General features: G+C 37.9%; 33 protein-coding genes. 7 read left to right on the forward strand and 26 right to left on the reverse strand.

The features are described from left to right. Nucleotides 1-7: 7 nt before the first annotated feature. From rplO to BUC06_RS04045, 21 genes are all read right to left on the reverse strand, one after another. Nucleotides 8-457 carry a 50S ribosomal protein L15 gene (rplO, locus tag BUC06_RS03945; RefSeq protein ID WP_073330767.1) on the reverse strand — a complete coding sequence of 150 codons (450 nt, stop codon included), beginning with the start codon at nt 455-457 and terminating at the stop codon, nt 8-10. A gap of 19 nt (nt 458-476) precedes the next feature. Then, on the reverse strand, nt 477-653 hold the full coding sequence (gene rpmD / locus BUC06_RS03950) for a 50S ribosomal protein L30 (protein ID WP_007839493.1): 177 nt from the start codon (nt 651-653) through the stop codon (nt 477-479). A gap of 10 nt (nt 654-663) precedes the next feature. Then, entirely contained in the window at nt 664-1,185 is a 522-nt protein-coding gene (rpsE, locus tag BUC06_RS03955) for a 30S ribosomal protein S5 (RefSeq protein WP_073330039.1), read from the reverse strand. Between the two features lie 19 nt (nt 1,186-1,204). Continuing rightward, nucleotides 1,205-1,558: a 50S ribosomal protein L18 gene (gene rplR / locus BUC06_RS03960; RefSeq protein WP_073330042.1), complete on the reverse strand. Its 354-nt coding sequence runs from the start codon at nt 1,556-1,558 to the stop codon at nt 1,205-1,207. A 15-nt stretch (nt 1,559-1,573) separates the two neighbouring features. Further along, nucleotides 1,574-2,119, reverse strand: coding sequence for a 50S ribosomal protein L6 (gene rplF, locus BUC06_RS03965; protein ID WP_034725977.1), 546 nt, complete (start codon nt 2,117-2,119; stop codon nt 1,574-1,576). Nucleotides 2,120-2,136: 17 nt separating this feature from the next. Then, nucleotides 2,137-2,535, reverse strand: coding sequence for a 30S ribosomal protein S8 (gene rpsH, locus BUC06_RS03970; protein ID WP_073330044.1), 399 nt, complete (start codon nt 2,533-2,535; stop codon nt 2,137-2,139). 144 nt (nt 2,536-2,679) lie between these two features. Then, the gene (rpsN, locus tag BUC06_RS03975) at nt 2,680-2,949 is read right to left on the reverse strand and encodes a 30S ribosomal protein S14 (protein WP_034702868.1); all 270 of its coding nucleotides are present in this window, start codon (nt 2,947-2,949) and stop codon (nt 2,680-2,682) included. Nucleotides 2,950-2,952: 3 nt separating this feature from the next. Further along, the gene (gene rplE, locus BUC06_RS03980) at nt 2,953-3,504 is read right to left on the reverse strand and encodes a 50S ribosomal protein L5 (RefSeq protein WP_073330047.1); all 552 of its coding nucleotides are present in this window, start codon (nt 3,502-3,504) and stop codon (nt 2,953-2,955) included. 13 nt (nt 3,505-3,517) lie between these two features. Next, complete coding sequence (gene rplX / locus BUC06_RS03985) at nt 3,518-3,844, reverse strand: 50S ribosomal protein L24 (protein ID WP_034738772.1); 327 nt, start codon at nt 3,842-3,844, stop codon at nt 3,518-3,520. A 22-nt stretch (nt 3,845-3,866) separates the two neighbouring features. Further along, nucleotides 3,867-4,235 carry a 50S ribosomal protein L14 gene (rplN, locus tag BUC06_RS03990; RefSeq protein WP_007839504.1) on the reverse strand — a complete coding sequence of 123 codons (369 nt, stop codon included), beginning with the start codon at nt 4,233-4,235 and terminating at the stop codon, nt 3,867-3,869. A 2-nt stretch (nt 4,236-4,237) separates the two neighbouring features. Further along, nucleotides 4,238-4,495 (reverse strand): 30S ribosomal protein S17, encoded by a 258-nt coding sequence (gene rpsQ, locus BUC06_RS03995; protein ID WP_053073319.1) that lies wholly within the window; start codon nt 4,493-4,495, stop codon nt 4,238-4,240. Between the two features lie 11 nt (nt 4,496-4,506). Next, nucleotides 4,507-4,695, reverse strand: a complete 189-nt coding sequence (gene rpmC / locus BUC06_RS04000) for a 50S ribosomal protein L29 (RefSeq protein ID WP_034738775.1) — start codon at nt 4,693-4,695, stop codon at nt 4,507-4,509. 11 nt (nt 4,696-4,706) lie between these two features. Beyond that, nucleotides 4,707-5,132, reverse strand: coding sequence for a 50S ribosomal protein L16 (rplP, locus tag BUC06_RS04005; protein ID WP_034738777.1), 426 nt, complete (start codon nt 5,130-5,132; stop codon nt 4,707-4,709). 98 nt (nt 5,133-5,230) lie between these two features. Further along, entirely contained in the window at nt 5,231-5,983 is a 753-nt protein-coding gene (gene rpsC, locus BUC06_RS04010; RefSeq protein ID WP_073330050.1) for a 30S ribosomal protein S3, read from the reverse strand. Between the two features lie 7 nt (nt 5,984-5,990). Further along, nucleotides 5,991-6,389 carry a 50S ribosomal protein L22 gene (rplV, locus tag BUC06_RS04015; RefSeq protein ID WP_034702853.1) on the reverse strand — a complete coding sequence of 133 codons (399 nt, stop codon included), beginning with the start codon at nt 6,387-6,389 and terminating at the stop codon, nt 5,991-5,993. A 2-nt stretch (nt 6,390-6,391) separates the two neighbouring features. Then, entirely contained in the window at nt 6,392-6,670 is a 279-nt protein-coding gene (gene rpsS, locus BUC06_RS04020) for a 30S ribosomal protein S19 (RefSeq protein WP_034702850.1), read from the reverse strand. Nucleotides 6,671-6,672: 2 nt separating this feature from the next. Next, entirely contained in the window at nt 6,673-7,494 is an 822-nt protein-coding gene (gene rplB, locus BUC06_RS04025; protein ID WP_034702846.1) for a 50S ribosomal protein L2, read from the reverse strand. A gap of 21 nt (nt 7,495-7,515) precedes the next feature. Then, entirely contained in the window at nt 7,516-7,806 is a 291-nt protein-coding gene (rplW, locus tag BUC06_RS04030; RefSeq protein ID WP_073330053.1) for a 50S ribosomal protein L23, read from the reverse strand. 3 nt (nt 7,807-7,809) lie between these two features. Beyond that, a complete protein-coding gene (gene rplD, locus BUC06_RS04035) occupies nt 7,810-8,439 on the reverse strand; it encodes a 50S ribosomal protein L4 (RefSeq protein ID WP_073330055.1) in 630 nt (209 codons plus the stop codon). Continuing rightward, nucleotides 8,430-9,056 (reverse strand): 50S ribosomal protein L3, encoded by a 627-nt coding sequence (gene rplC / locus BUC06_RS04040; protein WP_034738787.1) that lies wholly within the window; start codon nt 9,054-9,056, stop codon nt 8,430-8,432. Before rplC ends, rplD begins: the two co-directional genes overlap by 10 nt. Before the next feature lie 247 nt (nt 9,057-9,303). Beyond that, nucleotides 9,304-10,068: a DeoR/GlpR family DNA-binding transcription regulator gene (locus BUC06_RS04045; protein ID WP_073330058.1), complete on the reverse strand. Its 765-nt coding sequence runs from the start codon at nt 10,066-10,068 to the stop codon at nt 9,304-9,306. A gap of 117 nt (nt 10,069-10,185) precedes the next feature. Here BUC06_RS04045 and BUC06_RS04050 point away from each other — a divergent pair, with 117 nt between their 5' ends. The 7 genes from BUC06_RS04050 to BUC06_RS04080 all read left to right on the forward strand — a co-directional run bounded on the left by BUC06_RS04050 (nt 10,186) and on the right by BUC06_RS04080 (nt 19,425). Next, nucleotides 10,186-11,784 carry a glycerol-3-phosphate dehydrogenase/oxidase gene (locus tag BUC06_RS04050; RefSeq protein ID WP_073330060.1) on the forward strand — a complete coding sequence of 533 codons (1,599 nt, stop codon included), beginning with the start codon at nt 10,186-10,188 and terminating at the stop codon, nt 11,782-11,784. An 11-nt stretch (nt 11,785-11,795) separates the two neighbouring features. Next, on the forward strand, nt 11,796-13,292 hold the full coding sequence (glpK, locus tag BUC06_RS04055; protein ID WP_073330063.1) for a glycerol kinase GlpK: 1,497 nt from the start codon (nt 11,796-11,798) through the stop codon (nt 13,290-13,292). A 23-nt stretch (nt 13,293-13,315) separates the two neighbouring features. Continuing rightward, the gene (locus BUC06_RS04060; RefSeq protein ID WP_073330066.1) at nt 13,316-14,047 is read left to right on the forward strand and encodes an MIP/aquaporin family protein; all 732 of its coding nucleotides are present in this window, start codon (nt 13,316-13,318) and stop codon (nt 14,045-14,047) included. A gap of 10 nt (nt 14,048-14,057) precedes the next feature. Continuing rightward, nucleotides 14,058-14,858, forward strand: coding sequence for a hypothetical protein (locus BUC06_RS04065; RefSeq protein ID WP_073330069.1), 801 nt, complete (start codon nt 14,058-14,060; stop codon nt 14,856-14,858). 367 nt (nt 14,859-15,225) lie between these two features. Next, nucleotides 15,226-15,645, forward strand: a complete 420-nt coding sequence (locus tag BUC06_RS04070; RefSeq protein ID WP_073330072.1) for a hypothetical protein — start codon at nt 15,226-15,228, stop codon at nt 15,643-15,645. Beyond that, nucleotides 15,642-16,613, forward strand: coding sequence for a hypothetical protein (locus BUC06_RS04075; protein ID WP_073330075.1), 972 nt, complete (start codon nt 15,642-15,644; stop codon nt 16,611-16,613). Before BUC06_RS04070 ends, BUC06_RS04075 begins: the two co-directional genes overlap by 4 nt. 88 nt (nt 16,614-16,701) lie before the next feature. Then, entirely contained in the window at nt 16,702-19,425 is a 2,724-nt protein-coding gene (locus BUC06_RS04080; RefSeq protein WP_073330078.1) for a hypothetical protein, read from the forward strand. A gap of 29 nt (nt 19,426-19,454) precedes the next feature. Here the strand turns inward: BUC06_RS04080 and BUC06_RS04085 are convergent, their stop codons facing one another. From BUC06_RS04085 to rpsJ, 5 genes are all read right to left on the reverse strand, one after another. Continuing rightward, nucleotides 19,455-19,955: a low affinity iron permease family protein gene (locus tag BUC06_RS04085; RefSeq protein WP_073330081.1), complete on the reverse strand. Its 501-nt coding sequence runs from the start codon at nt 19,953-19,955 to the stop codon at nt 19,455-19,457. A gap of 220 nt (nt 19,956-20,175) precedes the next feature. Next, nucleotides 20,176-21,369, reverse strand: a complete 1,194-nt coding sequence (locus tag BUC06_RS04090; protein WP_073330084.1) for a PepSY-associated TM helix domain-containing protein — start codon at nt 21,367-21,369, stop codon at nt 20,176-20,178. A gap of 106 nt (nt 21,370-21,475) precedes the next feature. Then, nucleotides 21,476-22,093, reverse strand: a complete 618-nt coding sequence (locus BUC06_RS04095; protein ID WP_073330087.1) for a hypothetical protein — start codon at nt 22,091-22,093, stop codon at nt 21,476-21,478. An 18-nt stretch (nt 22,094-22,111) separates the two neighbouring features. After that, nucleotides 22,112-24,295, reverse strand: coding sequence for a TonB-dependent siderophore receptor (locus BUC06_RS04100; protein WP_073330090.1), 2,184 nt, complete (start codon nt 24,293-24,295; stop codon nt 22,112-22,114). A gap of 327 nt (nt 24,296-24,622) precedes the next feature. Then, nucleotides 24,623-24,928 (reverse strand): 30S ribosomal protein S10, encoded by a 306-nt coding sequence (rpsJ, locus tag BUC06_RS04105; protein WP_002661363.1) that lies wholly within the window; start codon nt 24,926-24,928, stop codon nt 24,623-24,625. Nucleotide 24,929: the final 1 nt, after the last annotated feature.

Consider the following 24,929-nt stretch of genomic DNA (forward strand, 5'->3'; position numbering starts at 1 on the left):
GTAAGTATTATAAGGTAATTGCTTTTCCACCTGCTTTAGCAATAAGCTCTTCAGCAGATTTAGTGAACTTGTCAGCAGAGATTGAAACCGCTGATTTCAATTCTCCTCTACCCATAATTTTCACTAATTCGTTTTTAGAAACGATCCCGTTTTCTACTAAAACTTCTTTCGTGATCTCTCCAGTGATGGATTTGTTCTCGATTAAAGTTTGAATAGTATCAAGATTAACTCCTCTAAACTCTTTTCTGTTTACGTTTTTGAAACCGAATTTAGGTAATCTTCTTTGTAAAGGCATTTGTCCACCTTCGAAACCGATTTTCTGAGAATAACCAGCTCTAGCTTTCTGACCTTTGTGTCCTTTCGTAGAAGTACCTCCTTTTCCTGTACCCTGACCTCTACCAATTCTTTTAGAGTTGTGAGTTGCACCTGCAGCAGGTCTTATGTTGTTTAAATTCATCTTAATTTTTGTTTTAAAATTATTTTTGAACTTCAAGTAAATGACTAACTGCAGCTATCATTCCTAAAATAGAAGGCGTAGCTTCATGTTCTACAACTTGGTGAAGTTTCTTAAATCCTAATGCTTCAAGCGTTCTCTTTTGGGTTTTTGTTCTTCCAATAGCGCTTCTTACTTGCTTTACTTTGATTGTTGCCATTGTTCTAATATTAACCGTTAAACACTTTACTTAGAGAAACTCCTCTCATTCTAGCGATCTCTTCAGGTCTTCTGATATCCAATAACGCTTTGAAAGTAGCTTTCACTACGTTGTGAGGGTTAGAAGATCCTTTAGATTTTGAAAGGATATCGTGAATACCAGCAGACTCTAATACCGCTCTTACCGCACCACCGGCGATAAGTCCTGTACCGTGAGAAGCAGGTCTCATAAAGATATCTGCACCACCGTATCTAGCAGTAGTCTGGTGAGGGATGGTGTGGTTCATTACAGGAACTTTCACAAGGTTTTTCTTAGCATCTTCAACTGCTTTAGCAATTGCAGAAGCAACTTCCTTAGATTTTCCTAAACCGTGACCGATGATTCCATCTTCATTACCTACTACAACAATAGCAGAAAATCCGAAAGCTCTACCTCCTTTGGTTACTTTTGTTACTCTGTTAACAGCTACGAGACGATCTTTTAATTCTAATCCTCCCGGTTTTACTCTTTCTATATTATCTAGTCCTAACATATTTCCGAAATTTTAATGATTAGAATTTAAGTCCTCCTTCTCTCGCCCCATCAGCTAGAGCTTTCACTCTTCCGTGGTATACGAATCCGTTTCTGTCAAATACAATCTTTTCAATTCCTGCAGCGATAGCTTTGGCAGCGATAGCCTTACCAACAGCAGCAGAAACTTCAGTCTTAGTACCATTAGCATCTACTCCTTTCTCTCTGGAAGAAGCAGCGACTAAAGTTGTACCATTTTTATCATCGATTAACTGAGCGTAAATTTCCTTATTACTTTTATATACAGATAATCTTGGCAATTCAGAAGATCCAGAGATTTTTCCTCTTACTCTTCTTTTGATTCTTATTCTTTTTTCTAATTTACTTAATGCCATAATACTTATAATTTATTAAGCAGATTTACCAGCTTTACGTCTAACAATTTCTCCAAGGAATCTTACACCTTTTCCTTTGTAAGGCTCAGGCTTTCTGAAAGAACGGATCTTTGCAGCTACCATTCCTAGAAGTTGATTGTCATGAGACGCTAAAGTAATAATTGGGTTTTTACCTTTTTCAGTCAATGTATCTACTTTTACTTCGTTTGGAAGTTCTAATACGATACCGTGAGAGAATCCTAAAGCCAACTCAAGTTTTTGACCTGTGTGTGAAGCTCTGTATCCTACTCCTACTAGTTCTAGTTTCTTTTCGAAACCTTTTTCAACACCAACAATCATATTGTTGATCAACGCTCTGTATAAACCGTGAAGCGCCTTGTGTTGCTTAGAATCAGATGGTCTGTTTACATTAAGCTCGCCATCTTTTTGTTCTAAAGTAATTCCTGCTGTAAGCTCCTGAGAAAGTTCTCCTTTAGGACCTTTTACCGTTACAACACCGTTATTTTCAGTGACTGTAATTCCAGCTGGAATTGTTATAATTGCTTTACCAATTCTTGACATTTTCCTCTGATTAAAAATTAATAAACATAGCAGATTACTTCACCGCCTACTTTTTCTTCTCTAGCCTTCTTGTCAGTCATTACTCCTTTAGAAGTAGAGATAACAGCTATACCCAAACCGTTCAGTACTCTTGGAAGTTCCGCAGAACCTTTGTACTGTCTTAAACCTGGTCTAGAAGCTCTTTGAATAGACTTGATAGCCGGTTTGTTAGTTTGCTTGTCATACTTTAAAGCGATTTTGATCGTCCCTTGAACAGCGTTATCTTCAAACTTAAAGTTTAAGATATACCCTTGATCAAATAAGATCTTAGTAATCTCCTTTTTGATTTTCGATGCAGGAATTTCCACCACTTTGTGGCCTGCGCTTTGTGCGTTCCTTACTCTTGTTAGGAAATCTGAAATTGGATCTGTTACCATTTTTCTTTTTTAAATTATTGGTTAAAGACAATCAGTATTGAAGGGACTTGAAGATCAAAATATCAGACTTCAGAAAAACTTGGGTCTGATATTTTTATTCTTTAGTATCCAGACAACTTAATTGTCCCGATTAATTAGTAATTATTACCAACTAGCTTTTTTCACTCCCGGGATAAGACCGTTGTTGGCCATTTCACGGAACGTTACTCTAGAAAGACCGAAAGTTCTCATGTACCCTCTTGGTCTACCTGTTAGTTTACATCTGTTGTGTAATCTTACAGGAGAAGCATTTTTAGGTAATTTCTGAAGTCCTTCATAATCACCAGCTTCTTTTAAAGCTTTTCTCTTGTCAGCGTATTTAGCAACTAGTGCTTCTCTTTTGCGCTCACGCGCTTTCATTGATTCTTTAGCCATTTCTTAGTTCTTTTTAAATGGTAAACCGAAGTGAGTTAATAATGCTTTCGCTTCTTTATCTGTTTTCGCAGTTGTTACGAAAGTGATGTCCATCCCTTGGATTTTTTTCACTTTGTCAATTACGATCTCAGGAAAGATAATCTGCTCAGTAATACCTAAGTTGTAGTTACCTCTACCATCGAACCCGTCTGCCTTGATACCAGAGAAATCTCTGATACGTGGTAAAGCAGAAGCAGTAAGTCTGTCTAAGAATTCATACATTTTATGAGCTCTCAATGTTACTTTAGCACCTACAGGCATACCTTTTCTCAATTTGAAAGCAGCTTCGTCTTTCTTAGAGATCGTACCAACCGCTTTCTGACCAGTAATCATTGTTAATTCTTCTACAGCATAATCAATGATTTTCTTGTCTGCAGTGGCATCACCTAATCCTTGAGATAGGATGATTTTTTCCAATTTAGGTACCTGCATTACAGATTTGTAGCCAAATTCTTCCATCATTGCAGGAACAATTTTCTCTCTGTATATATTTTTGGGTCTTGCTATAAATTCCATGTGTTAATTCAAATTATAAAGTTTCACCCGTTTTTTTATCGATTCTTACTTTCTTATCTCCTTCGATTTTGTAACCGATTTTGATAGCTTTTCCGTCTTTACCAACTAAAGCTATGTTTGAGATATGAATAGAAGCTTCCTTTTCAGTGATTCCACCTTGAGGGTTAGAAGCTGAAGGCTTAACGTGTTTTTTAACGATGTTAAGACCTGCAACGATAACTCTAGGATCTTTTCCTTCTTTTTTGATCACTTCAATAACTTCACCTGTCTTACCTTTGATATCTTTCTTACCAGTAGTAATGATGACGTTATCTCCTCTTTTTATTTTTAACTTTGACATTTTCTTTTAAAAATTTTAAAAATTAAAGTACTTCAGGAGCTAATGAAATGATTTTCATATATTCTTTGTCTCTCAACTCACGAGCAACAGGTCCGAAAACACGTGTTCCTCTCATTTCTCCTGCTGCGTTTAGTAATACACAAGCATTGTCTTCGAATTTGATGTATGAACCATCTTTTCTTCTTACTGCTTTTTTAGTTCTTACTACTACAGCTTTAGATACCTGACCTTTTTTAGCATTTCCTGATGGTGTAGAATCCTTGATAGTAACAACGATTTTATCACCAACTGAAGCATATCTTCTTCTGGTTCCTCCCAGAACTCTGATAACTAGTACTTCTTTTGCACCTGTGTTATCAGCAACTTTTAATCTTGATTCTGTTTGTAACATTATTACTTAGCTTTTTCAATGATTCTTACTAATCTCCATCTCTTGCTCTTGCTCAAAGGTCTAGTTTCTTGGATAAGAACTGTATCTCCTTCTGTGCATTCGTTGTTCTCGTCGTGTGCAGTATATTTTTTCGTTTTTAGAACGAATTTACCGTACATCGGGTGTTTCACTCTCGTAGTCTCACTTACAACAATGGTCTTTTCCATTTTATTGCTGGAAACTATTCCGATTCTTTCTTTTCTTAAGTTTCTTTCCATAATGTATGAAAATCTTATTGTTGTTTAGTGGTTAACTCAGTGTTTAGTCTAGCGATCGATCTTCTCAAATCTCTGATTTGAATCGGGTTTTCAATTGGACTGATCTTGTGAGCCAATTTCAGTTTTGAATATTGAGTTGTCAATTCAGCAAGTTTTGCTTGAATATCACCCGCGCTTAAATTTTTAATATCAGCTTGTTTCATTGTATCAAAGATTATAGAGGTTTAACAAAATCGTTAGCCACTACGAATTTAGTAACTACCGGTAATTTTTGAGCAGCAAGTCTTAAAGCTTCCTTAGCAATCTCGTAAGATACACCTCCGATTTCGAACATGATCTTACCTGGTTTCACTACAGCTACCCAATATTCCACAGCACCTTTACCTTTACCCATACGTACTTCAGCTGGTTTCTTAGTAATTGGCTTATCCGGGAATATTTTGATCCATAGCTGGCCTTCTCTCTTCATATATCTTGTCGCAGCGATACGAGCAGCTTCAATTTGTCTTGCAGTGATCCAAGCACCTTCTATAGCTTTGATTCCAAATGTTCCGTATGCAAGTTGATTACCTCTTTGAGCAATCCCCTTCATCTTCATCTTGTGAACTCTACGGAATTTGGTTCTTTTTGGTTGTAACATAATTTCTAAATTTTAGATTTTAGATTTTAGATTTTAGATTTTTTATATTTTAAAAAAGTAACGGTAATTTAAAATTCAAAATTTCTAACCTAAAATTTTTAATTATTATTGTTATTATTGTTATTATTCTTTCTAGGTCTTCTGTTATCTCGGTCTCCACCTCTGTTTCCACCTCCTGAAGGACCTCCTTTCTTCTGTTGTCCCACTAGTGGAGAAAGTTCTCTTTTACCGTAAACTTCTCCTTTCATGATCCAAACTTTCACACCTAGTCTACCGTAAGTAGTGTGAGCTTCAGCCCAGTGATAATCGATATCAGCTCTGAAAGTAGACAAAGGAATTCTTCCGTCTTTGAAAGATTCGCTTCTTGCCATTTCAGCACCGTTCAATCTACCAGAGATCTGAACTTTGATACCTTCAGCACCCATTCTCATTGTACTGGCAATTGCCATTTTAACAGCTCTTCTGTAAGAGATTCTGTTTTCAATTTGCTTAGAGATGCTGTCAGCCACTAATACTGCGTCAAGTTCAGGTCTTTTGATTTCGAAAATATTGATTTGAATATCCTTACCTGTAAGTTTCTTCAATTCTTCTTTTAATTTATCAACTTCCTGACCTCCTTTACCGATGATAAGTCCCGGTCTAGCCGTAGTAATAGTTACTGTAACTAATTTTAAAGTTCTTTCAATATAAATTTTTGAGATACCACCTTTAGATAATCTAGCTTCAAGATATCTTCTGATTTTGTAGTCTTCTGCGATTCTGTCTCCATAATCTTTACCACCAAACCAGTTAGAATCCCATCCTCTGATTATACCTAATCTGTTACCAATTGGATTTGTCTTCTGTCCCATACCTTGATTAATTTTCTTTATTACCTAAGATTAATGTAATGTGGTTTGATCTCTTTCTGATTCTATACCCTCTACCTTGTGGAGCTGGTCTTAGTCTCTTCAATTGTCTTGCACTGTCTACAAAAATTTCTTTAACGATAAGATTAGCTTCTTCGATATCAGCACCTTCGTTTTTAGCTTGCCAGTTGGCCATTGCTGAAAGTAAGACTTTTTCTAACTTGTTAGAAGCGTCTTTTTTAGAATATTTTAGGATGTATAAAGCTTTGTCTACTTCTACGCCTCTGATGATATCAGCTACTAATCTCATCTTTCTTGGAGAAGAAGGGCAATCGTTATGTAATGCTTTTACTACATCTTGATTTGTTAATTTACGTGCTAATGCACTTTCTCTTTTTCTTGATCCCATGATTATCTACTTCCTTTGTTTTTATTACCACCATGACCTCTGAAAGATCTTGTTGGAGAAAATTCGCCTAACTTGTGACCAACCATGTTTTCTGTAACATATACAGGGATAAAAGATTTCCCGTTGTGTACAGCAATAGTTTGTCCTACGAAGTCTGGAGAGATCATAGACGCTCTAGACCAAGTTTTGATAACTGTCTTCTTACCAGACTCTATGTTTGTCTGAACCTTCTTATCTAAAGTATGATGAATGAATGGTCCTTTTTTAAGTGATCTTGCCATAATTATTTACGTTTAGATATGATATGACGGTTAGACGCTTTGTTTTTCTTTCTGGTTTTGTACCCTTTAGCAGGCATACCATTTCTAGATCTTGGGTGACCTCCAGAAGAACGACCTTCACCACCTCCCATTGGGTGATCTACAGGGTTCATTACTACTGGTCTAGTTCTAGGTCTTCTACCTAACCATCTGCTTCTACCAGCCTTACCTGAAACAGTTAACTGATGATCAGAGTTAGAAACAGATCCAATCATTGCATAACATTCAGTAAGGATCATTCTAGATTCTCCTGAAGGCAATTTGATGATGGCATATTTTCCGTCTCTTGAAGTTAATTGAGCTGAAGAACCAGCACTTCTTGCTAAAATTGCCCCTTGTCCAGGTTTCATTTCAACACAAGAAATAACAGTACCCAATGGAATGTTTTTCAATTTCATTGCGTTACCGATGTTCGGTTCTACGCTTTCACCTGAAACTACCTTTTGATCTACTTTGATACCGTTTGGAGCGATGATATATCTCTTCTCTCCGTCTGCGTACTCTAATAAAGCGATAAATGCAGTTCTGTTTGGATCATATTCTACAGTTTTTACCGTTGCTTCAACATCATGCTTGTTTCTTTTGAAGTCGATAATTCTGTATTTCTTTTTGTGTCCACCTCCGGTGTAACGCATGGTCATTTTACCAGTTTGGTTACGTCCACCTGACTTACTAATACCAACGGTTAGAGATTTCTCTGGTTTGTTGGTAGTAATTTCCTCAAAATTGTTTACAATTCTGAATCTCTGTCCTGGGGTGATAGGTTTTAATTTTCTAACAGACATTACTATTATTTATAATTATAATTAATTTACAGCAAAAATATCGATTACTTCCCCTTCAGAAAGAGTGATAACCGCTTTTTTCAATTTGTTTGTCTTTCCTACTTGAAGACCTTTCTTAGTATGCTTTGAAGAAACTTTAGGCGCATAAATCATGGTTCTAACGTCTGCTACTTTCACACCGTAAGCTTGTTCTATCGCTTTTTTAATCTGGATTTTATTCGCCCTAGGATCAACTAAGAAAGAATAAGCACCTCTTAAATCTGTAAGATAGTTTGCTTTCTCTGAAATAACTGGTTTAATAATAAGTGACATGATTTATTTCTTTAAATTTTCCTGGAATTTTTCAACTGCACCTTCTAAGAATACGATTTCACCTGCATTCATTAAGTCATATGAACTAATTTCGTTAAAGTTCATTACTTTAGTTTTAGGTAAGTTTCTTGAAGATAAATACACATTCTTGTTAGCTTCAGGAAGAACGAATAAAGATTTTTTATCGTTCAATGCCAATGCATCTAGGATCGTGATAAAATCTTTAGTTTTAGGAGCGTTTAAGCTCATATCTTCCATTACTCTGATGCTGTTATCTCTCATTTTCTGAGATAAAACAGATTTTTTAGCCAATCTCTTAAGAGCTTTGTTCAATTTGAATCTGTAGTCTCTTGGTTTTGGTCCGAATACTCTACCTCCACCTCTGAAAGTTGGAGATTTGATATCACCATATCTAGCAGAACCAGATCCTTTTTGCTTCTTAAGTTTCTTGGTAGAAGCAGTAATTTCGCTTCTTTCCTTTGATTTATGAGTCCCTTGTCTTTGTGCTGCAAGGTACTGTTTAACTTCTAGGTAAACCGCGTGCTGATTTGGCTCAATTCCGAATACTGATTCGTCTAGAGTTACTTTTCTTCCGGTCTCCTTTCCTGATGTATTTAATACTACTAGTTCCATTTTCTGATAATTACATAAGAATTTTTAGCTCCCGGAACAGCACCTTTTACTACTAAAAGATTTTGTTCTTGATCCACTTTTAATACTTGAAGGTTTTGTACAGTTACCTGCTTACCTCCCATTCTACCCGCCATTCTCATTCCTTTGAATACTCTTGAAGGATCCGATCCAGCACCGATAGAACCTGGAGCTCTAAGTCTGTTGTGCTGACCATGAGTAGCTTGCATTACACCTCCAAAGCCATGTCTTTTAACAACACCCTGGAAACCTTTACCTTTTGAAGTACCTGTTACGTCAACAAATTCACCTTCAGCGAATAAATCAACTTTTACTTCTTCTCCTACTTTTACCTCGTCTACGAATTCTCTGTAGAATTCTACCAACTTAGCTTTTGGAGCAGAACCAGCCTTTTTGAAATGGCCAGCTAACGCTTTACCTACGTTCTTTTCACTCTTGTCATCGAAACCTAACTGAACTGACTTATAGCCGTCCTTTTCAATGGTTCTGACCTGTAAAACCGAGCATGGACCCGCCTGAATAACTGTACAAGGAATATTTTTTCCTTCTTCGTTAAACAAAGACGTCATACCGATTTTTTTACCAATAATACCTGACATTGTTTATGTTATAATAAAATTTATCTTTCTAATTCTACATTTTTAGGAGGTCTGAAGTAATTTCTACTTTTGATATAGGCATACTACGCCCCTAAAATGGAGTGTGCAAATTTATGAATATTTTTAGAACTGACAAATATTTCGAGTAAAATATTTTGATTTTTAATCATTTAGATGTTTTTGAAAAAATCAGGATGAAATTTTCAGTGAAATAATTTTGTTTTTAAAAAAGAAATTAACACGAAGTTTATTTTACAATCACCGAAACCCCTATTTCCTCTAATCCGGCTTTATCTTCATCACAAATACCACTATCCGTAATCAGATAATCTATTTTATCCAGCGGAGCTATTTTTCCGAATCCTTTTTTGTTGAGTTTAGAAGAATCTCCCAGAATGACTACTTTTTCGGAACATTCGATCATCAATTGATTCAAATGAGCTTCCGCAGCATTGGAAGTACTGATCCCAAATTCCAAATCGATTCCATCGACTCCAAGAAAGAGCTTATTGCAGGAAAACTGCCTCAGAATAGTTTCAGAAATAGACCCTACTATAGAAGTAGAGCTCTTTCTCACCTCCCCACCGAGCTGAATGATATTAATATTGGGATTGTTGCAAAGTTCCAATGCAACCCTTAAGGAAGAGGTAAGAACCGTAAGCGGACCAAAGTTCACCAGCATCCTCGCAAGATAATGCATGGTTGTTCCGGAAGCCAGAATGATACAGTCATTTTCCTGAATCAGTTGCAGAGCACCTTTTGCAATATTCTGTTTCGCTTCCACATTGATGTTTTCTTTCTCATCTACATTCCTTTCATAAGCATACCTTACATGCTTGCTTGCTCCTCCATGGTTTCGAAAAAGCAATCCTAAGCTTTCGAGATAGTTCAGATCCTTTCGAACCGTAACCGACGAAACGTTCAACTTCTCACACAGATCCTGTACGAGAACATGCCCCTTTTCATCGAGTTCCTTTAATATATCATCATGCCTTGGTATTAACTTTTCCATTCTTATTCTTTCATCAAAATTACCATTTTTTTCCGAGACCGATAAAATTTCATTTATTTTCTTTTTAGTTTCATTTTAAATTTATACATTTGAAAACGAAACATAAACGAAACATTTATGAAACGAAACGAAGAAATTAGTAAATTGACCAGTGTAGAGGAATGGGACTTTATTGTCATCGGAGGAGGAGCCAGCGGTCTGGGCTCAGCATTAGATGCAGCCAGCAGAGGATTTAAAACTTTGCTCCTTGAGTCCCACGATTTTGCCAAAGCAACATCCAGCCGAAGTACCAAACTGGTACACGGTGGCGTAAGATATCTTGCGCAGGGAGATGTAGGACTTGTAAAAGAAGCCCTGAAAGAAAGAGGACTCCTGGCCCAAAATGCGGCACACGTAGTTAAAAACCAGTCATTTATTATTCCTAATTACACCTGGTGGGGAGGAATCTATTATAAAATAGGATTGTCTATCTACGATTTCCTTGCAGGAAAGCTAAGTCTTGGAAAAACAAAATACATCAGTAAGTCTAAAACTATTGAAAAGCTTCCGACGATTGAGCAACATAACCTTGCAAGTGGCGTGGTGTATCAGGACGGACAGTTTGATGATGCAAGATTAGCGATTAACTTATCCCAGACTCTGATCGAAAAAGGAGGAAGTGCAGTTAATTATATGAAGGTAACCGGGCTTTTGAAAAATAATTCCGGGAAAATAAATGGAGTCAAAGCAGAAGACCAGTTTTCACACCAACAATATGAACTTCGTGCAAAAGCAGTCATCAATGCAACAGGGGTATTCACGAATGACATTCTGAATATGAATAATCCCAAGCACGGTAAATTTGTTGTTCCGAGCCAGGGGATCCATTTGGTATTGGACAAATCGTTCCTGAAAAGTGACGATGCCATCATGATTCCTAAAACATCGGACGGAAGAGTTCTTTTTGTTGTCCCATGGCATGACAGAGCATTGGTAGGAACTACAGATACGCTGCTGGAAAACCCAAGCTTTGAACCTCACGCTCTGGAATCTGAAATCAATTTCGTGTTAAATACAGCCAGACAATATTTAGCAAAGAAACCAACGAGAGAAGATGTAAAATCGATGTTCGCAGGATTACGACCGCTTGCAGCCCCAAAAGAAGGAGGTAAAAGTACAAAAGAAGTTTCCCGAAGTCATAAAGTCATTACTTCAGATACAGGACTGGTTTCCATCATTGGTGGAAAATGGACTACTTATCGTAAAATGGCAGAGGACACCATTGACAAAGCTGTAGAGATTCTTCATTTAAACGGAGGACCTTCTCAAACAGAAAACCTTTCCATCCATGGTAATATGAGAGCGGAACTTGTTGACCGCAGCAGTCATCTCTATGTATACGGATCAGATATTCCTGCCATAAAATCTTTACAGAACAGTAATCCTCAATATGCTCAGAAAATCCATCCGGATCATGGTTTTACCATTGCAGAAGCAGTCTGGGCCTTGAGACATGAAATGGCTGAAACTATAGAAGACATTCTTGCCCGAAGAGTCCGTCTCTTATTTTTAGATGCAAGAGCCGCGATCGACAGTGCTCATACCATTGCGCAGCTTATTGCCAAAGAAAAAGGATATTCTCAGGAATGGGCGAACCAACAGGAAAAAGAATTTATTGAATTAGCACAAGGATATTTATTAACCCCTTACTCTCCCAAAACTATTACTCATAATTAAAACTTTGCAGTATGAAGGAAAAATTGATTCTCGCTCTGGACCAGGGTACAACTTCCTCTAGAGCCATCTTATTCAATCACAGCGGAGCTATTGAATATATCTCCCAGAAAAATTTTGAACAGATCTATCCTACTCCGGGCTGGGTAGAGCATGATCCGAACGAAATATGGTCATCCCAAATATCCGTCGCAGCAGAAATCATTGCCAAAGCCGGAATTTCCGGATTGGAAGTAGCCGCCATTGGCATCACCAACCAGCGTGAAACAACTATTGTTTGGGATAAAGAAACAGGTGAACCTATTTATAATGCTATTGTATGGCAAGACAGAAGGACCTCAAAATACTGTGACGAATTAAAAGAACAGGGCCACGCCGAAATCATCAAAGAGAAAACCGGGCTTGTACTGGATGCCTATTTTTCGGCAACCAAATTAAAATGGATTCTGGATCATGTAGATGGAGCAAGAGAAAAAGCCGCAGAAGGTAAATTATGTTTCGGAACGGTAGATACATGGCTCGTATGGAAACTTACCCGTGGAAAAATGTTCATTACCGATGTTTCCAATGCCAGCAGAACCATGCTTCTGAACATTCATACTTTAGAATGGGATCAGGATCTATTAGATTTGTTTGACATTCCAAGATCTGTTCTTCCTGAAGTGAAACAGAGCAGTGAAATCTATGGAGAGACAGCAACGACTTTATTTTCAACCAAAATTCCTATTGCAGGAATTGCAGGAGATCAGCAGGCTGCTTTATTCGGACAGATGTGCATCACTCCGGGAATGGTCAAGAACACCTACGGAACAGGATGTTTCCTGTTGATGAATACCGGAAAAGAAGCGGTTTCTTCCAAAAATAACCTGTTAACAACGGTAGCATGGAAGATCAACGGAGAGGTGAACTACGCACTGGAAGGAAGTGTATTTGTAGGCGGTGCCGCGATTCAGTGGCTGAGAGATGGTCTGAAATTGATTCGTTCGGCGGAGGAAGTGAATGATCTGGCGGCAAGTGTTGAAGATAACGGAGGTGTTTATTTTGTTCCAGCCCTTACGGGATTGGGAGCGCCCTACTGGGATCAGTATGCAAGAGGAACTATTGTCGGGGTAACCCGCGGAACGACCAACGGACATATCGCCAGAGCTACTTTGGAAGGAATCGCATTCCAGGTTTACGATATTGTGAAATCCATGGAAGCAGATTCCGGAAGACCAAGTCTGGAACTCAGGGTAGACGGAGGAGCTTCTGCAAGTGATCTTCTGATGCAAATCCAGTCTGATCTTTTCGGATTCAAAATTACAAGACCAAAAACGCTTGAGACTACCGCATTAGGAGCTGCTTATCTTGCCGGTTTAGCCGTAGGATACTGGAAAGACCTCAATGAGATTCAATCTCAATGGGTAGTAGATGAAGATTTCAATCCGAAAGTGGATAAAGAAAAAGCAGACAACATGATCCATTTCTGGAACAAAGCCGTGAAGCGTTCTCAAAGCTGGATCGAAGATTAATTCCTCACTAAAAAAAACTACTCATGACCCCATTTACCGCAGAACTTATAGGAACAATGCTTCTTATATTATTAGGCAACGGCGTTGTAGCGAATGTTGTCTTAAAAAATACCAAAGGAAATAATTCAGGATGGATCGTCATTACCACCGCCTGGGCACTGGCCGTTTTCGTAGGGGTTACCGTTGCCGGCCCGGCAAGTGGTGCTCATCTGAATCCGGCCGTAACGATAGGGCTGGCTGTTGCCGGAAAATTCTCTTGGGATCTGGTTCCTTCGTATATTGCCGCACAACTGATCGGCGGAATGCTTGGCGCGTTCCTTGTCTGGCTTTTTAACAAAGACCATTTTGCGATTACGGAAGATGAAGGGGCAAAACTAGCCTGTTTCAGTACCGGGCCAGCCATCAGAAATACTTTTTCCAATCTCATCAGTGAGATCATCGGAACTTTTGTCCTGGTCTTTGTCATCTTTCACTTTTCTGATCCCAGCATTTCTCTGAATACTGATCCAACAGCTAAAGTAGGACTTGGATCTGTCGGAGCACTTCCCGTTACTTTACTGGTTTGGGCCATCGGCTTATCTTTAGGGGGTACCACAGGTTATGCCATCAATCCGGCCAGAGATTTAGCACCCAGAATCATGCACGCTATACTTCCTGTGAAAGGGAGCAGTGACTGGGGATATGCCTGGATTCCGGTTGCGGGTCCTGTTCTGGGAGCTGTCATTGCAGCGGTTCTATATGGATTAATACAATAAAAATTACGCGATGAAAATTTTAATAACTGCATGCCTGATCATTTTAGGCACAGGGAAACTATTCTCTCAGGAGAACGAGGAACCTAAGGAGAACAACAGATTGGATTTTACCGCCAATATTCAGAATAATCACTTGTGGAGAGGTTTGATCATTACAGATAAACCTGTAGTGATGGGGAATCTTTCTTATGCTTTAGATGCTGAAAAGAAATGGAAGATTGGGATCTGGGGAGCTTCGGCATTAGCTGATGATAAGGATGGTACTCATTATAAGGAGATCAATTATTACATTCAATACTCCCATCATCGTTTTTATATTGGGCTTTGGGATCTGTATAACTCAAGAAACATTAATACTGCCATCGCTGCAGACGATATTTTCAGTTATTCACAGAGAAGAACAGCCCATATCATCGATCTTAGAACCAACTATACTTTCGGACCTTCTTTCCCAATTAATGTAGAAGCGGATATTATGTTGTATGGAGGAGCGAATGCCGGAGAAGTTGTTTTGGATTCTGACGGCAGCTACAAAAAGAATAAGTATTCTACCTACATTCAGGCTAGCTATCCCGTCATTGTGGGTAAAAAGGTCAATCTGGACGCTTTCGTGGGTGCCGGATTTGCTCTGAACGACCGATATTTCCTTTACGGAAACGGTAAAAACAGCTTTGATATTGTCAACGTTGGGGTAAAAGCAGGTAAGACGGTCAAAATCACGGAACATTACAGTCTTCCGGTTTCTATGATGGCCATGTGGAATCCTTCGAATAAGTACGCAAGAATTCAACTGGCAGCTACCGTTTTCTAATTTTCATTTAACTCAATTATATAAAGACCATTCCAAAACAGGGTGGCCTTTATATTTTCTATGATAATTAAAATTGAACCACAAAAGTTATTTGTTCTTTTAAACACATAAGAACACTTTAGTTGAAAAAATTTTAACCTTTTGAAAATCGTAAAATCACATCAGCAGAAAATCAAAGATTTTTATAAGACTTAAGTGTACTTCTTTCCATCAGACTTGATACTTCAAATGAACTTAAGTGTTTTTAAAACTTTTGTGACTCTTATCGTTAAAAAAAATAGATTACGGTAATTATCTGAAACAGCCAATCACCGGGTTTTTACGGTTTAATTTTTGCTTAAATATTTTTACTTTTGAAGAAAAATATATGAAAAAGATTTTCAGCTTAGTGATCTTATGCATCAGCATTTTGTCTTTTGCACAAACAAAAACTCCTTTTGTGGGACAAAGAAGTTTTGACATTATTGAAGGATATAGTGGATCGGGAACACCACATTATTATCTGGATGTAAAGAAAAACGGTGATGTCTACTTTGGATTTGTTCAGATCAACCAGGCGGACAGAACTGAAACTACTGAGAAAGTGAATGCCGGAAAATACAACCCCAAGGTAATGAAGGTAGATTTTAAGAAATATGGCGAAAACTTTTTTGTAAAATTTGACAAGGATAATATTTACCTTACAGATAAAGAAGGAAATATCCAGAAATCTGAGGACTGCTGCTCTTCCATGGAAAGTGCTACCAACGACACGTGTACCTGCGAAAGTAAACTGTACAAGGAATGAAAATACTCAAGTTTCTTTTCATCCTCCTTTTTGTAATTTCATGTGGCAGGAAAGAGAGTCATCCTTATACTTTTTATTACTGGAAGACCAACCTTAAACTTGATCGGCAAGAGAAAAAAGTGCTGGATCAGGCTACCGTTCCTTATATATACACAAGATTTTTTGATATCGATAAATCGGCCGGAAAATTTCAGCCGGTTGCTGTTACCACCAAGGATACCAGTTTTCAAACGAATAAACAGATCGTACCAACAGTGTTTATTACCAATCAGTCTATGTACCGTATTTCGGCAGAAGAGATCCGGTTTCTTGCCAAAAACATTCATGATCTGGTTCAGAAAAAAGCGAAGGAATATGGTTTGAAAATGAACAATGAAATCCAGATCGACTGTGACTGGACGGCGGGAACAAGGAATGATTATTTTAAATTTTTAAAAGAACTGAAAAGAGTCTCCGGAAAAGAAATTACCTGCACCCTTCGTCTCCATCAGGTCAAAGATAAAAGCCAAACCGGAATTCCCCCTGTACAAAAGGTTTATCTGATGTGCTACTCTACTTCTTCCCCACTGGAAAACTCCGACAGGAATTCTATCCTTGATGTGGCGATTTTAAAAAGCTACCTCTCCAAACTGGAAGATTATCCCATTAAAAAAATTGAAGTGGCTTTACCGATCTATTCCTGGGGAATTGTCACCAATCACCTTGAAAGGCATAAACTGATTAATGCTTTATCCCGAAAAGATCTGGAAAATCCTGCGTTCAAAAAGATCTCAGATCATGAGGTTGAAATCAGCAAAGACGGTTTCTATTTCGGAAGTTTTTTAAGCAAGGGCTTTCGGATCAAGGTGGAAGAAATATCGGACGACCAATTAACAGAAGTCATTCATTTTCTGGACAAAAAAATCCCGAATTTTAATGTAATTTATTATCAATTAGATAGTAAATTTGTAAGTAACCGAACTTTTTAAAGTTTTACCATCCAATGATTCAACGGATGGTGAAGATTTAAAGTCATCATGAAATTAAATTATAAAAATAAAAAACACTATCAACAATATGAAAAAGTATATTCTTTCACTGGCGGTCCTTTCGCTTTTTTATACTAAATCTGACGCCTGTGCATGGTCAGACCCGGATTATGAATATTTCAATCTGTTTACACAGAGTATCATCAAGGATAAATCTTACCTTCCTTTCCTGCTCACCTATTCGAACAGGTTCTATGGTGATTATAAGAACATGACAATTCCTGATGACAATATTGAGACCTGGAAAAAATTTTTCAATAACCAACTGAACTACGCAGAAACAGAAAATCTGGTGTACAAGATCAGCATGAATGATCTTAATGCTTTGAAAAACGGAACTCCAAACAATCCTTTATTGCAGAAACTGGGGACCGGATTCTACCAAAAGTACAAGGAAGGTATCGATTATTTAATTGAAGCCAAATATCTTGAGCCGTACATGAGCATCAACTATATTGAAAGTCCTGACTCATTTTACAGCAGCCCTTCAAGGTCTCAAAATGCCACGTCTATTGACTACGCAAAAACAGTCAACGCGCTCACTTCTTTATATAATGCTACCAGAAATCCTGAGATCAAACAGCGTTACGGATATCAACTCGTACGTTTCAATCATTATACAAGAAATTATGATGCTGCTCTGGAAGCGTTCAAAACGTATATAGAACCGATCAAGCAAAAAGGGACCGTCTATTTTATGGCTCTTGATCAGCTTGCAGGCGCGCAGAGAGGAAAAGAAATGAACAGCGATGCCAACTGGAATTTTTTTCAGGTTTTCATGAACAGCAGAGACCGCAAAGAATCAGCTTTTGTATCGATGAAACTTTCTGACACGGCTTCTTTCAGTAATATCATGAAAAGAGCAGGAACGAGTGATGAAAAGAATATGGCGTATTTCCTGTTAGGGTATGAGGGGTTCACAGATCCTATTCCGATCATGGAGAAGATGTATGACATCAATCCGGATTCTGAGATCCTGAAAGTCATGGCCGTAAGGAGCATCAATGAGCTTGAAAGAAGCTATCTTCCTATCTACTATTATACTTCGGATGCTACGGACAGCCCGAATGTCATGAGAGGAAATGCCGATGACCACAATAAAACCTCTGCTGACACAAAATCTGAACCCGTAGAGGTAAAGAAAGAAGAAAAACTTTCATTCTGGCAGAAGATTGTAAGATTCTTTAAAAACCTTTTCGGAGGTTCGAAATCCGAAAGTGCGAATGGAGATAAAAATGATCAGAGCGATGATGATCTGTTGAACAATCCGGACAGGATTCCTTTCTATACGAAATCCAGCTACGGCTATGATGAAAAAACGAATGACTATCTGGACAGTCTTGAAAAATTCACAGAAAAAACCAAAAAAGTATCCAAGGATGAATACTGGCAGATCGCAGATGCTTATCTCAAGTTCTTGAAAAAAGATTACAAGGGAAGTTCGGAGGTTCTTGAAGACATCAAAACAACCAATCCTGAATACCTGGAAGAAATAAAAAGAATGAAAGTTCTGAATGACATCGTTTCTCATCCTAAGATTGATGCAGAATTCGAAGATCACCTGATGAAAGACTATGCTGAATATTTCGTAAAAAAAGAAGTGAAAAAGGACAGTACAGCTGTTTCCGATTATGATTACTATGGTGAAACTCCATCTACAGCAGATTTCCTTAAAGATGTTCTTGCCAACCGATATTTCTTACAGGGAGAAGACGGAAAATCTTTCCTGATGAACAATAAACTTTCAGATCTTCAGTATAATCCGAATTCAAGTCTGGTGAAAAGTGTTGAAGATTTTTATAAGAAACCAAATAAGACTCAGTTTGAACAGCAGATCATCGCCAAGAATATGGACAATGTAGGAAATATTGATGCTTTCTTCAGTACGATTTACGGAGACAGAGCCATGAGACAGGCAGACTTTGAAAAGGCTAAATCCTATTATGAAAAAGCTAAGGGCTTTGCAGGAATTCCAAGAATGAATTATGACTGGACAGACAAAGGTGAAAAAATCACACCAAAACAATATACAGCTGATGAGTATAACGGATTCAGAGGAATTTCTGATCTTGTTTTCGGACACAATGTATGGGAGAGTTTCGGTAGTGCTGAAACTGAAAGCATGACCGCTGAAGATTATTCAGCATTCCCTTTCATTAAGAACAATATGAATAAACTGGAACTGGCAGATGCCTTGATCCAGCTTAAAAAGATCAGTAACGGAACAGATGAAAAGGCAGCAAAAGCGAACCAGCTGATCGGAAACTTATTGTACAATACTTCAAGTTTAGGATATTACCGTCAATTGTTTGTGATGGATATCGACAACAGCAACGGCGGAAAATATGATTTCTGGAATACAGACCGAAAGAATCCATACAAGTATTATTACAAGAACTTCCTGTATACGACTTATATTGAACCGGATAATTTTGACCTCGCAATCAATTATTATCAAAAAAGCCTGAAGCTTTCGAAAGATAAGGAACAAAGAGCAAGGGTTCTCTTCCAGATGGCCAGCGCTGAACAAGGAAAATACTACCAGTATGAGGCGAAAAATGCATCGACTGTTAACTATTCAGATCCGAAATATTCCGAAAAGGAACAGGCTCATCAGACTGAACTGGATAATATGAGGAATGAGAAATACAGAACCTATTTTGCCCAGCTGAAATCTCAGTATGCAGATACGGAAACAGCGAAAGGACTGGCAGGAAGCTGCAGCTATTTCGGATATTTTCTGAAAAGATAATTTTAAACTTAGATAAAATAAAAAAGGAATCATTTCGATTCCTTTTTTTGTGTCTGTTTTTGCAGCCATTCTTCGTGTTTTCTTTTGAAAAAATCATGTTTATAATGTTGATTTCTTTTAGCAGCATCTATCGAGTGCGAGGTATGAATATCCTCATCTTCTTCTGCGAAATCGGAGAGTTTTTCATAATAGCAGTGAAGCTGATCCAGTTCTTTTTCGGTAAGATCTTCAATATCCACAATTCTGTTGCTCGCTTTTTCATTAGCGGCCAGAAGCTCATTGAGTTTGATTTGAATAGCCTTTGAATCTTTGTTCTGGGCTTTCTGTATTAAGAATACCATTAAAAAAGTGATAATGGTAGTTCCGGTGTTGATGACAAGCTGCCAGGTTTCAGAATACTTAAAGACAGGACCTGACGCTGCCCATATTACGACTACCAGTACAGCTCCGATAAATGCGTAAGAACTTCCCGTAAATTTAGTGGCCCAGTCGGAAAATTTTTCAAAAAGATTATTGTTTTTATGGCTCATGATGTCAATTCTTTTAATGATTAAATGTATTGAATTAACTTAATTCGGAAGTAAAAAAATCAGTGATATTTGCAGTACTTGAACACGGAAGTCTGGTGATTGAAATACTAATTCCCGGTGAAGCTTCGGTTATCATTTGAAGGAACTTATCCATGTCAAGGTTTAAAACCTTGACATGGATAACAGTAGCTTCTAAAGTTCCTCTTTAAAAGCAGATTTTCTACTTTATTTTTCTAAACCTGTGCCACCAAATCAGAAAGCCTGTCACGGGTAAGGAGCATCCGATTAGTGAAACAATGAAATACAGGATAATGCTTGGTAAGCCCATGATCTCTCCTGTATGGAGTGGTTTTGCAAGAGCTGTGAACTGTTTATTCAATGGTTTGTCGGAGAAAAGTTCTCTGGTCTTAAAAACCCCGGTTTTATCGAAGGTCACTTCATCCGGGAGCATCATACCCAAAAAATTTTGGGTATTGGTCTTCATGACTACATACCTCGGATTTTCTTTATTGGGAAGTTCTATACTGGTAACAGCATGGTACGGAAGCTGCTTATTGGAAAGTTCAAGAATCTTGTCTATAGATATTGCCACTGTATTTTTAAGATTCTTTTTTTCGTCCTGCTTCTGAAGCATATCTTCAAGGAGGCCTCCAAAAGGATCGTCGCCATTGTTCTCTTCAGAGATACGATCAATTGATGAGCCGCCTAAACTTACGATGAGACCGTTTTTCACCCACGGATAGGTCACGTACAAACCGGTAACAGCAATAAAGAAAAGTATAAAAAAGGTATAAAAGCCGAGTGTATTGTGCAGATCATAATTCACGCGCTGGAACTTTGCTTTGAACTTTACCGTCAATCCCTGCTTTAGAAATTTCAGTTTTTTAGGGAGCCATAAAACAAATCCTGAAATAATTAACAGACAGAAGACCAGTACAGATGCACCTACAATATGCCGTCCAGCATTTCCCATCATCAGATTTCTATGAATATCGAGAACGATTTCAAAAAACTGATTGGCTCCTGTATCAGCCTGACCGAGGATCTTACCAGTATACTGATTATAATACGAACTTTTATCCAACTGGTTTTCACGGTAGGAAACAACATAGCTTCTGTTTTTAGATTCAGGAATAAGCAAGGCAGTAAGTTCTTTTCCATTTTTCAACAATCCAGCCTGGATCTGGTCCGGAGTTTTGGCCATCTGTGAGCCGGAAGAGATATACACCTTATCTTTATTATAAAGGTCTATGATCTGGTTTTTGAAAGCATAGAGACATCCGGTAAGGCACATCACCAATACAATGATACTGGACAAAAGTCCGAGCCAGAGGTGGATGATCCACATGAGATATTTAATGAGGGATTCATTTTTTCTACGCTTCCGGTAAAGGCTTTTAAATAATGATTTCATTAAGGCTTAATAGCAAAAACATTAAGACAGGAATAACTGCCTTAATGTTTTCTAATTAAAATTGATATGAATGTTTCTTAATTTGGTACGGAAGTTTGAACCCTGATTATTTTCTTTCTTTGAACTTGATATCTTTTACGATCTCTTCAAATTTCGAATAGTGTTCAGGCGTAAGTGCGGTCTTGATCGCTGCTTTTCTCTGAGCATCAAATTTCTCCCAGTATTCTTTGGCAAGATCATTATTTCCGTGGTATACATCGTGGGCATCGTTAAAAGCTTTTTCAAATGCATCGTTGGCTGCATTCACAACTTTGAACTCATCTTCCGAAAGCTGACCTTCCGTTTTGATTCTTTCCAGCAAGGCATTATCGTATCTGGGTCTTTTTCTTGAATTTTCATCCACGAAGGTATTGAACTTCTCCATCTGTGGTCCGTCCAGAACTTTTGCCATTTCAACAGACTGCTGTGCTCTCAGTTCTTCACTTTTAATCCCAAGTGCCACACGGTCCATATTACCACCTTGTGCTTTGGCAGCCTGGAAGTTCTGCTCCTGAAGATCCTGATATTTTTTAGTGATTTCATCAAAGCTTTTCGTCTGATCAGGAGTAAGCTGAACTTCAGTTTTGAACTGATCATAATCAATGCCTTTCTTTTTATCTCCTGAACACGCCATGGATACTGCGCCAATAACAAGGGCCAAGAATACTGTTTTTATGCTTTTCATAATAAATAATTTTGTTGATTAAAATTTATAGTTTACCTGCACGGCAAAGTTTCGGGGTTGAATCTGATCGATATAACCACCTCGGAAATAAGAATTATATCCTACAGCATCAAAAATATTATTGAAGAAACCTCTCAGTCCCAATCCATTCTTGAAAGTATATCCAATCTGTGCATCTACTGTGGTATAATCAGGCATATTGAAAGGCTTCTCTCCAGGTTGAGTTCCGTTTACATGCCCATTCTCTGCATTGGTATATACCTGCTTAAAATCGTCAACCGGTCTGTTTCCTACATAATAAATTCCTGCCCCTATGTCAAATCCCTGTAGCGTTCCTGTATTAAATTTATAATTTAACCAAGCATTGGCAGAATGTTTAGGTGTATTGATAGGAGCTGATCCATTGACAAATGAAGGACTGTCCTGATATTGTGCATCTACGTAAGCCCATCCTGTCATTATCTGTAGGTTGGGAAGAATTTTTCCGATAAGTTCTACTTCCATTCCCTTTCTTCTCAGCTCACCCGCCATGGCATAGATCCCGGTACTGTTTCCATCCTTTAAAAGTTCATATGATAAGTTATCGGTATTGATGTCAAAGAATGTAACATTAAATCTTAATCTTTCATTAAGCCAGTCTGACTTGATCCCTGCTTCCCATTGTTTTGTAGTGGAAGCACCTACCGTACCGCCTCCAAGTAATGCATTATTGGAGCTTCTCAACGATGTAGTACTTGTGTAAGAACCAAAAACATTCATATTCTCAATAGGAGAAATCATAATCCCTAATGAAGGATTCCATGCGTAGTCTTTTTCCTTTTCAGAACCAATCAATTGGCTGTAACGAATTCCCAGGTGGGCTTTAATATATTTGTTGAAAGTGATCACATCCTGCGCCATTAATCCCATAGTTGGTGCTACTGCCTTCACTATTGGATTCTTGTCTATCAGGCTAAAGGTATTGGGATCAATATTTGAAGGAAGAACATTATTGATATCATTCAGGACATTGATCTGATCTACGGTTTTAGCTTTATAAGAAGTGGTTGTAACGTTAGATTCTTTCCAGTCGAAACCTACCTGAAATGTATGTTTCATAAATCCGGTCATCACATCTGTTCCGATAAAGTCAAACTGAAGAACTTTATTCAAATCTTCTCTGTCTGATCTGGTCAATGTTCTGTTACGGAATTCATTTGGATTCTTATTATTAACCGGGGCAAGTGCTGCTCCCGTAATTTCAGACTGGTAAGAAGAACTCATGAAGGCAGCTCTTAACTTTAACTTTTCAGTCAGCTTTCTGGTTGCCGTTGTAGAGAAATTAAATGTTTCGATTTTTGCTTTATCAGAGGCAAAACCCAAGAATTTTCTTCCCGGCATTCTGTATATGGCTTCAGTATCTCCTTTTGCAAGATTCACGGTTCCTCTATCCGGTGTGGTATTATTGTGCATATAATCCATTTCCACCACAATTTCGGTCTTGTCATCTGGACGAATGGCAATGGAAGGGTTTACGTAGATACGGTCTGTATTAACGAATCGTCTAAAACTGTTGTTATCCTGATACGCTGCATTCAATCTTACGGCAATCTTACCCTGAGAATCCAGTACTCTCTGGAAGTCTACGGTAGGTCTGTAAAAATCCCAACTCCCATATCTGAAACCTACATTGGTTTGGTTGATAAATTTAGGAATCTTGGTCACTACGTTGATTACTCCACCGGCAGAACCAAGTCCATCACCTATTCCCTGTGTAACTGCAGCAGAACCTTTAATTACCTGAATACTTTCTACGCCCTGCATATCCGTGATCATAGCTCCAGTACGAAAATCCGAGTCCATCTGAACCCCATTCTTCAGAACAGGAACTCCTCTATAACCTCTGATTGACATACTTTCTCTGGTCCCTCCATAGCTTCCAAACTGAGTAACCCCAGGAATATTTTTAGCTACATCAGTGACCGTCAGTCCACCTAAATCTTCAATTACCTTATAGGAAATAATAGAAATACTCTGGATCTGGTCTCTTGCTTTCAAAGGAAGTCTCGTAATGGCTTCTAAGCCTTCCGGCTGTTTCTTTCTTTCACCAAATAATTCTACTTCATCAATCTCTTTTGATTTTTTAATAGAATCATTCACTTGCTGTGCGTTCACAAAAACCCCACCCAATACAAGCAGAGAAAAGGATACTACTTTATTCATCTGATAACTTTTTGCAAAATTATTATTTTTAATAATTCTAAATAAATAAAAGCGACTGACATTTCTCACGTCAATTTGACTAATCATTGTCAGATTATAAATGGCCTAACAGATGCTATAAGGATCCATTAAAGATACCACATCATCATTAGAGGTATGGTTCTAAATTGGAGTTATAGGTAGAAATAGCGAAATCAAAAAAAACAAATCTCAATCTATTTCAGAAAGAATAAATACCTTTTCTTTCATTTACTTTTGAAGAGAATGCAAAAAAAATCCGTCCCTTTTCAGGGACGGATTCTATTATCATTGCAAAGTATGCGTTTATCACACTTTAATTTCAACGTCTACACCGCTTGGTAACTCTAATTTCATTAGAGCATCAACAGTTTTAGAAGAAGAAGAGTAGATATCCATCAATCTCTTGTGAGCTGATAACTGGAACTGCTCTCTAGCCTTCTTGTTTACGTGCGGAGATCTCAATACTGTGAAGATTCTCTTATTGGTAGGCAATGGAATTGGTCCGTTTACAACAGCACCAGTAGCCTTTACCGTTTTTACGATTTTCTCAGCAGACTTGTCTACCAAGTTGTAATCGTAAGATTTTAGTTTTATTCTGATTCTTTGTGACATT

This window comes from Chryseobacterium carnipullorum, assembly GCF_900142785.1.
Lineage (GTDB): Bacteria > Bacteroidota > Bacteroidia > Flavobacteriales > Weeksellaceae > Chryseobacterium > Chryseobacterium carnipullorum.

Coding starts and splice junctions, on each gene's coding strand:
- rplO (WP_073330767.1), bottom strand. CDS start 457: ATGAATTTAAACAACATAAGACCTGCTGCAGGTGCAACTCACAACTCT.
- rpmD (WP_007839493.1), bottom strand. CDS start 653: ATGGCAACAATCAAAGTAAAGCAAGTAAGAAGCGCTATTGGAAGAACA.
- rpsE (WP_073330039.1), bottom strand. CDS start 1,185: ATGTTAGGACTAGATAATATAGAAAGAGTAAAACCGGGAGGATTAGAA.
- rplR (WP_073330042.1), bottom strand. CDS start 1,558: ATGGCATTAAGTAAATTAGAAAAAAGAATAAGAATCAAAAGAAGAGTA.
- rplF (WP_034725977.1), bottom strand. CDS start 2,119: ATGTCAAGAATTGGTAAAGCAATTATAACAATTCCAGCTGGAATTACA.
- rpsH (WP_073330044.1), bottom strand. CDS start 2,535: ATGGTAACAGATCCAATTTCAGATTTCCTAACAAGAGTAAGGAACGCA.
- rpsN (WP_034702868.1), bottom strand. CDS start 2,949: ATGGCTAAAGAATCAATGAAAGCGCGTGAGCGCAAAAGAGAAGCACTA.
- rplE (WP_073330047.1), bottom strand. CDS start 3,504: ATGGAATTTATAGCAAGACCCAAAAATATATACAGAGAGAAAATTGTT.
- rplX (WP_034738772.1), bottom strand. CDS start 3,844: ATGTCAAAGTTAAAAATAAAAAGAGGAGATAACGTCATCATTACTACT.
- rplN (WP_007839504.1), bottom strand. CDS start 4,235: ATGTTACAAACAGAATCAAGATTAAAAGTTGCTGATAACACAGGTGCA.
- rpmC (WP_034738775.1), bottom strand. CDS start 4,695: ATGAAACAAGCTGATATTAAAAATTTAAGCGCGGGTGATATTCAAGCA.
- rplP (WP_034738777.1), bottom strand. CDS start 5,132: ATGTTACAACCAAAAAGAACCAAATTCCGTAGAGTTCACAAGATGAAG.
- rpsC (WP_073330050.1), bottom strand. CDS start 5,983: ATGGGACAGAAGACAAATCCAATTGGTAACAGATTAGGTATAATCAGA.
- rplV (WP_034702853.1), bottom strand. CDS start 6,389: ATGGGATCAAGAAAAAGAGAAAGTGCATTAGCACGTAAATTAACAAAT.
- rpsS (WP_034702850.1), bottom strand. CDS start 6,670: ATGGCAAGATCACTTAAAAAAGGACCATTCATTCATCATACTTTAGAT.
- rplB (WP_034702846.1), bottom strand. CDS start 7,494: ATGTCTGTTAGAAAATTAAAACCTATCACCCCAGGACAGAGATTCAGA.
- rplW (WP_073330053.1), bottom strand. CDS start 7,806: ATGTCACTTATTATTAAACCAGTTATTTCAGAGAAAGCAAACTATCTT.
- rplD (WP_073330055.1), bottom strand. CDS start 8,439: ATGGAACTAGTAGTATTAAATACATCAGGAAAGGAGACCGGAAGAAAA.
- rplC (WP_034738787.1), bottom strand. CDS start 9,056: ATGTCAGGTATTATTGGTAAAAAAATCGGTATGACGTCTTTGTTTAAC.
- BUC06_RS04045 (WP_073330058.1), bottom strand. CDS start 10,068: ATGGAAAAGTTAATACCAAGGCATGATGATATATTAAAGGAACTCGAT.
- BUC06_RS04050 (WP_073330060.1), top strand. CDS start 10,186: ATGAAACGAAACGAAGAAATTAGTAAATTGACCAGTGTAGAGGAATGG.
- glpK (WP_073330063.1), top strand. CDS start 11,796: ATGAAGGAAAAATTGATTCTCGCTCTGGACCAGGGTACAACTTCCTCT.
- BUC06_RS04060 (WP_073330066.1), top strand. CDS start 13,316: ATGACCCCATTTACCGCAGAACTTATAGGAACAATGCTTCTTATATTA.
- BUC06_RS04065 (WP_073330069.1), top strand. CDS start 14,058: ATGAAAATTTTAATAACTGCATGCCTGATCATTTTAGGCACAGGGAAA.
- BUC06_RS04070 (WP_073330072.1), top strand. CDS start 15,226: ATGAAAAAGATTTTCAGCTTAGTGATCTTATGCATCAGCATTTTGTCT.
- BUC06_RS04075 (WP_073330075.1), top strand. CDS start 15,642: ATGAAAATACTCAAGTTTCTTTTCATCCTCCTTTTTGTAATTTCATGT.
- BUC06_RS04080 (WP_073330078.1), top strand. CDS start 16,702: ATGAAAAAGTATATTCTTTCACTGGCGGTCCTTTCGCTTTTTTATACT.
- BUC06_RS04085 (WP_073330081.1), bottom strand. CDS start 19,955: ATGAGCCATAAAAACAATAATCTTTTTGAAAAATTTTCCGACTGGGCC.
- BUC06_RS04090 (WP_073330084.1), bottom strand. CDS start 21,369: ATGAAATCATTATTTAAAAGCCTTTACCGGAAGCGTAGAAAAAATGAA.
- BUC06_RS04095 (WP_073330087.1), bottom strand. CDS start 22,093: ATGAAAAGCATAAAAACAGTATTCTTGGCCCTTGTTATTGGCGCAGTA.
- BUC06_RS04100 (WP_073330090.1), bottom strand. CDS start 24,295: ATGAATAAAGTAGTATCCTTTTCTCTGCTTGTATTGGGTGGGGTTTTT.
- rpsJ (WP_002661363.1), bottom strand. CDS start 24,928: ATGTCACAAAGAATCAGAATAAAACTAAAATCTTACGATTACAACTTG.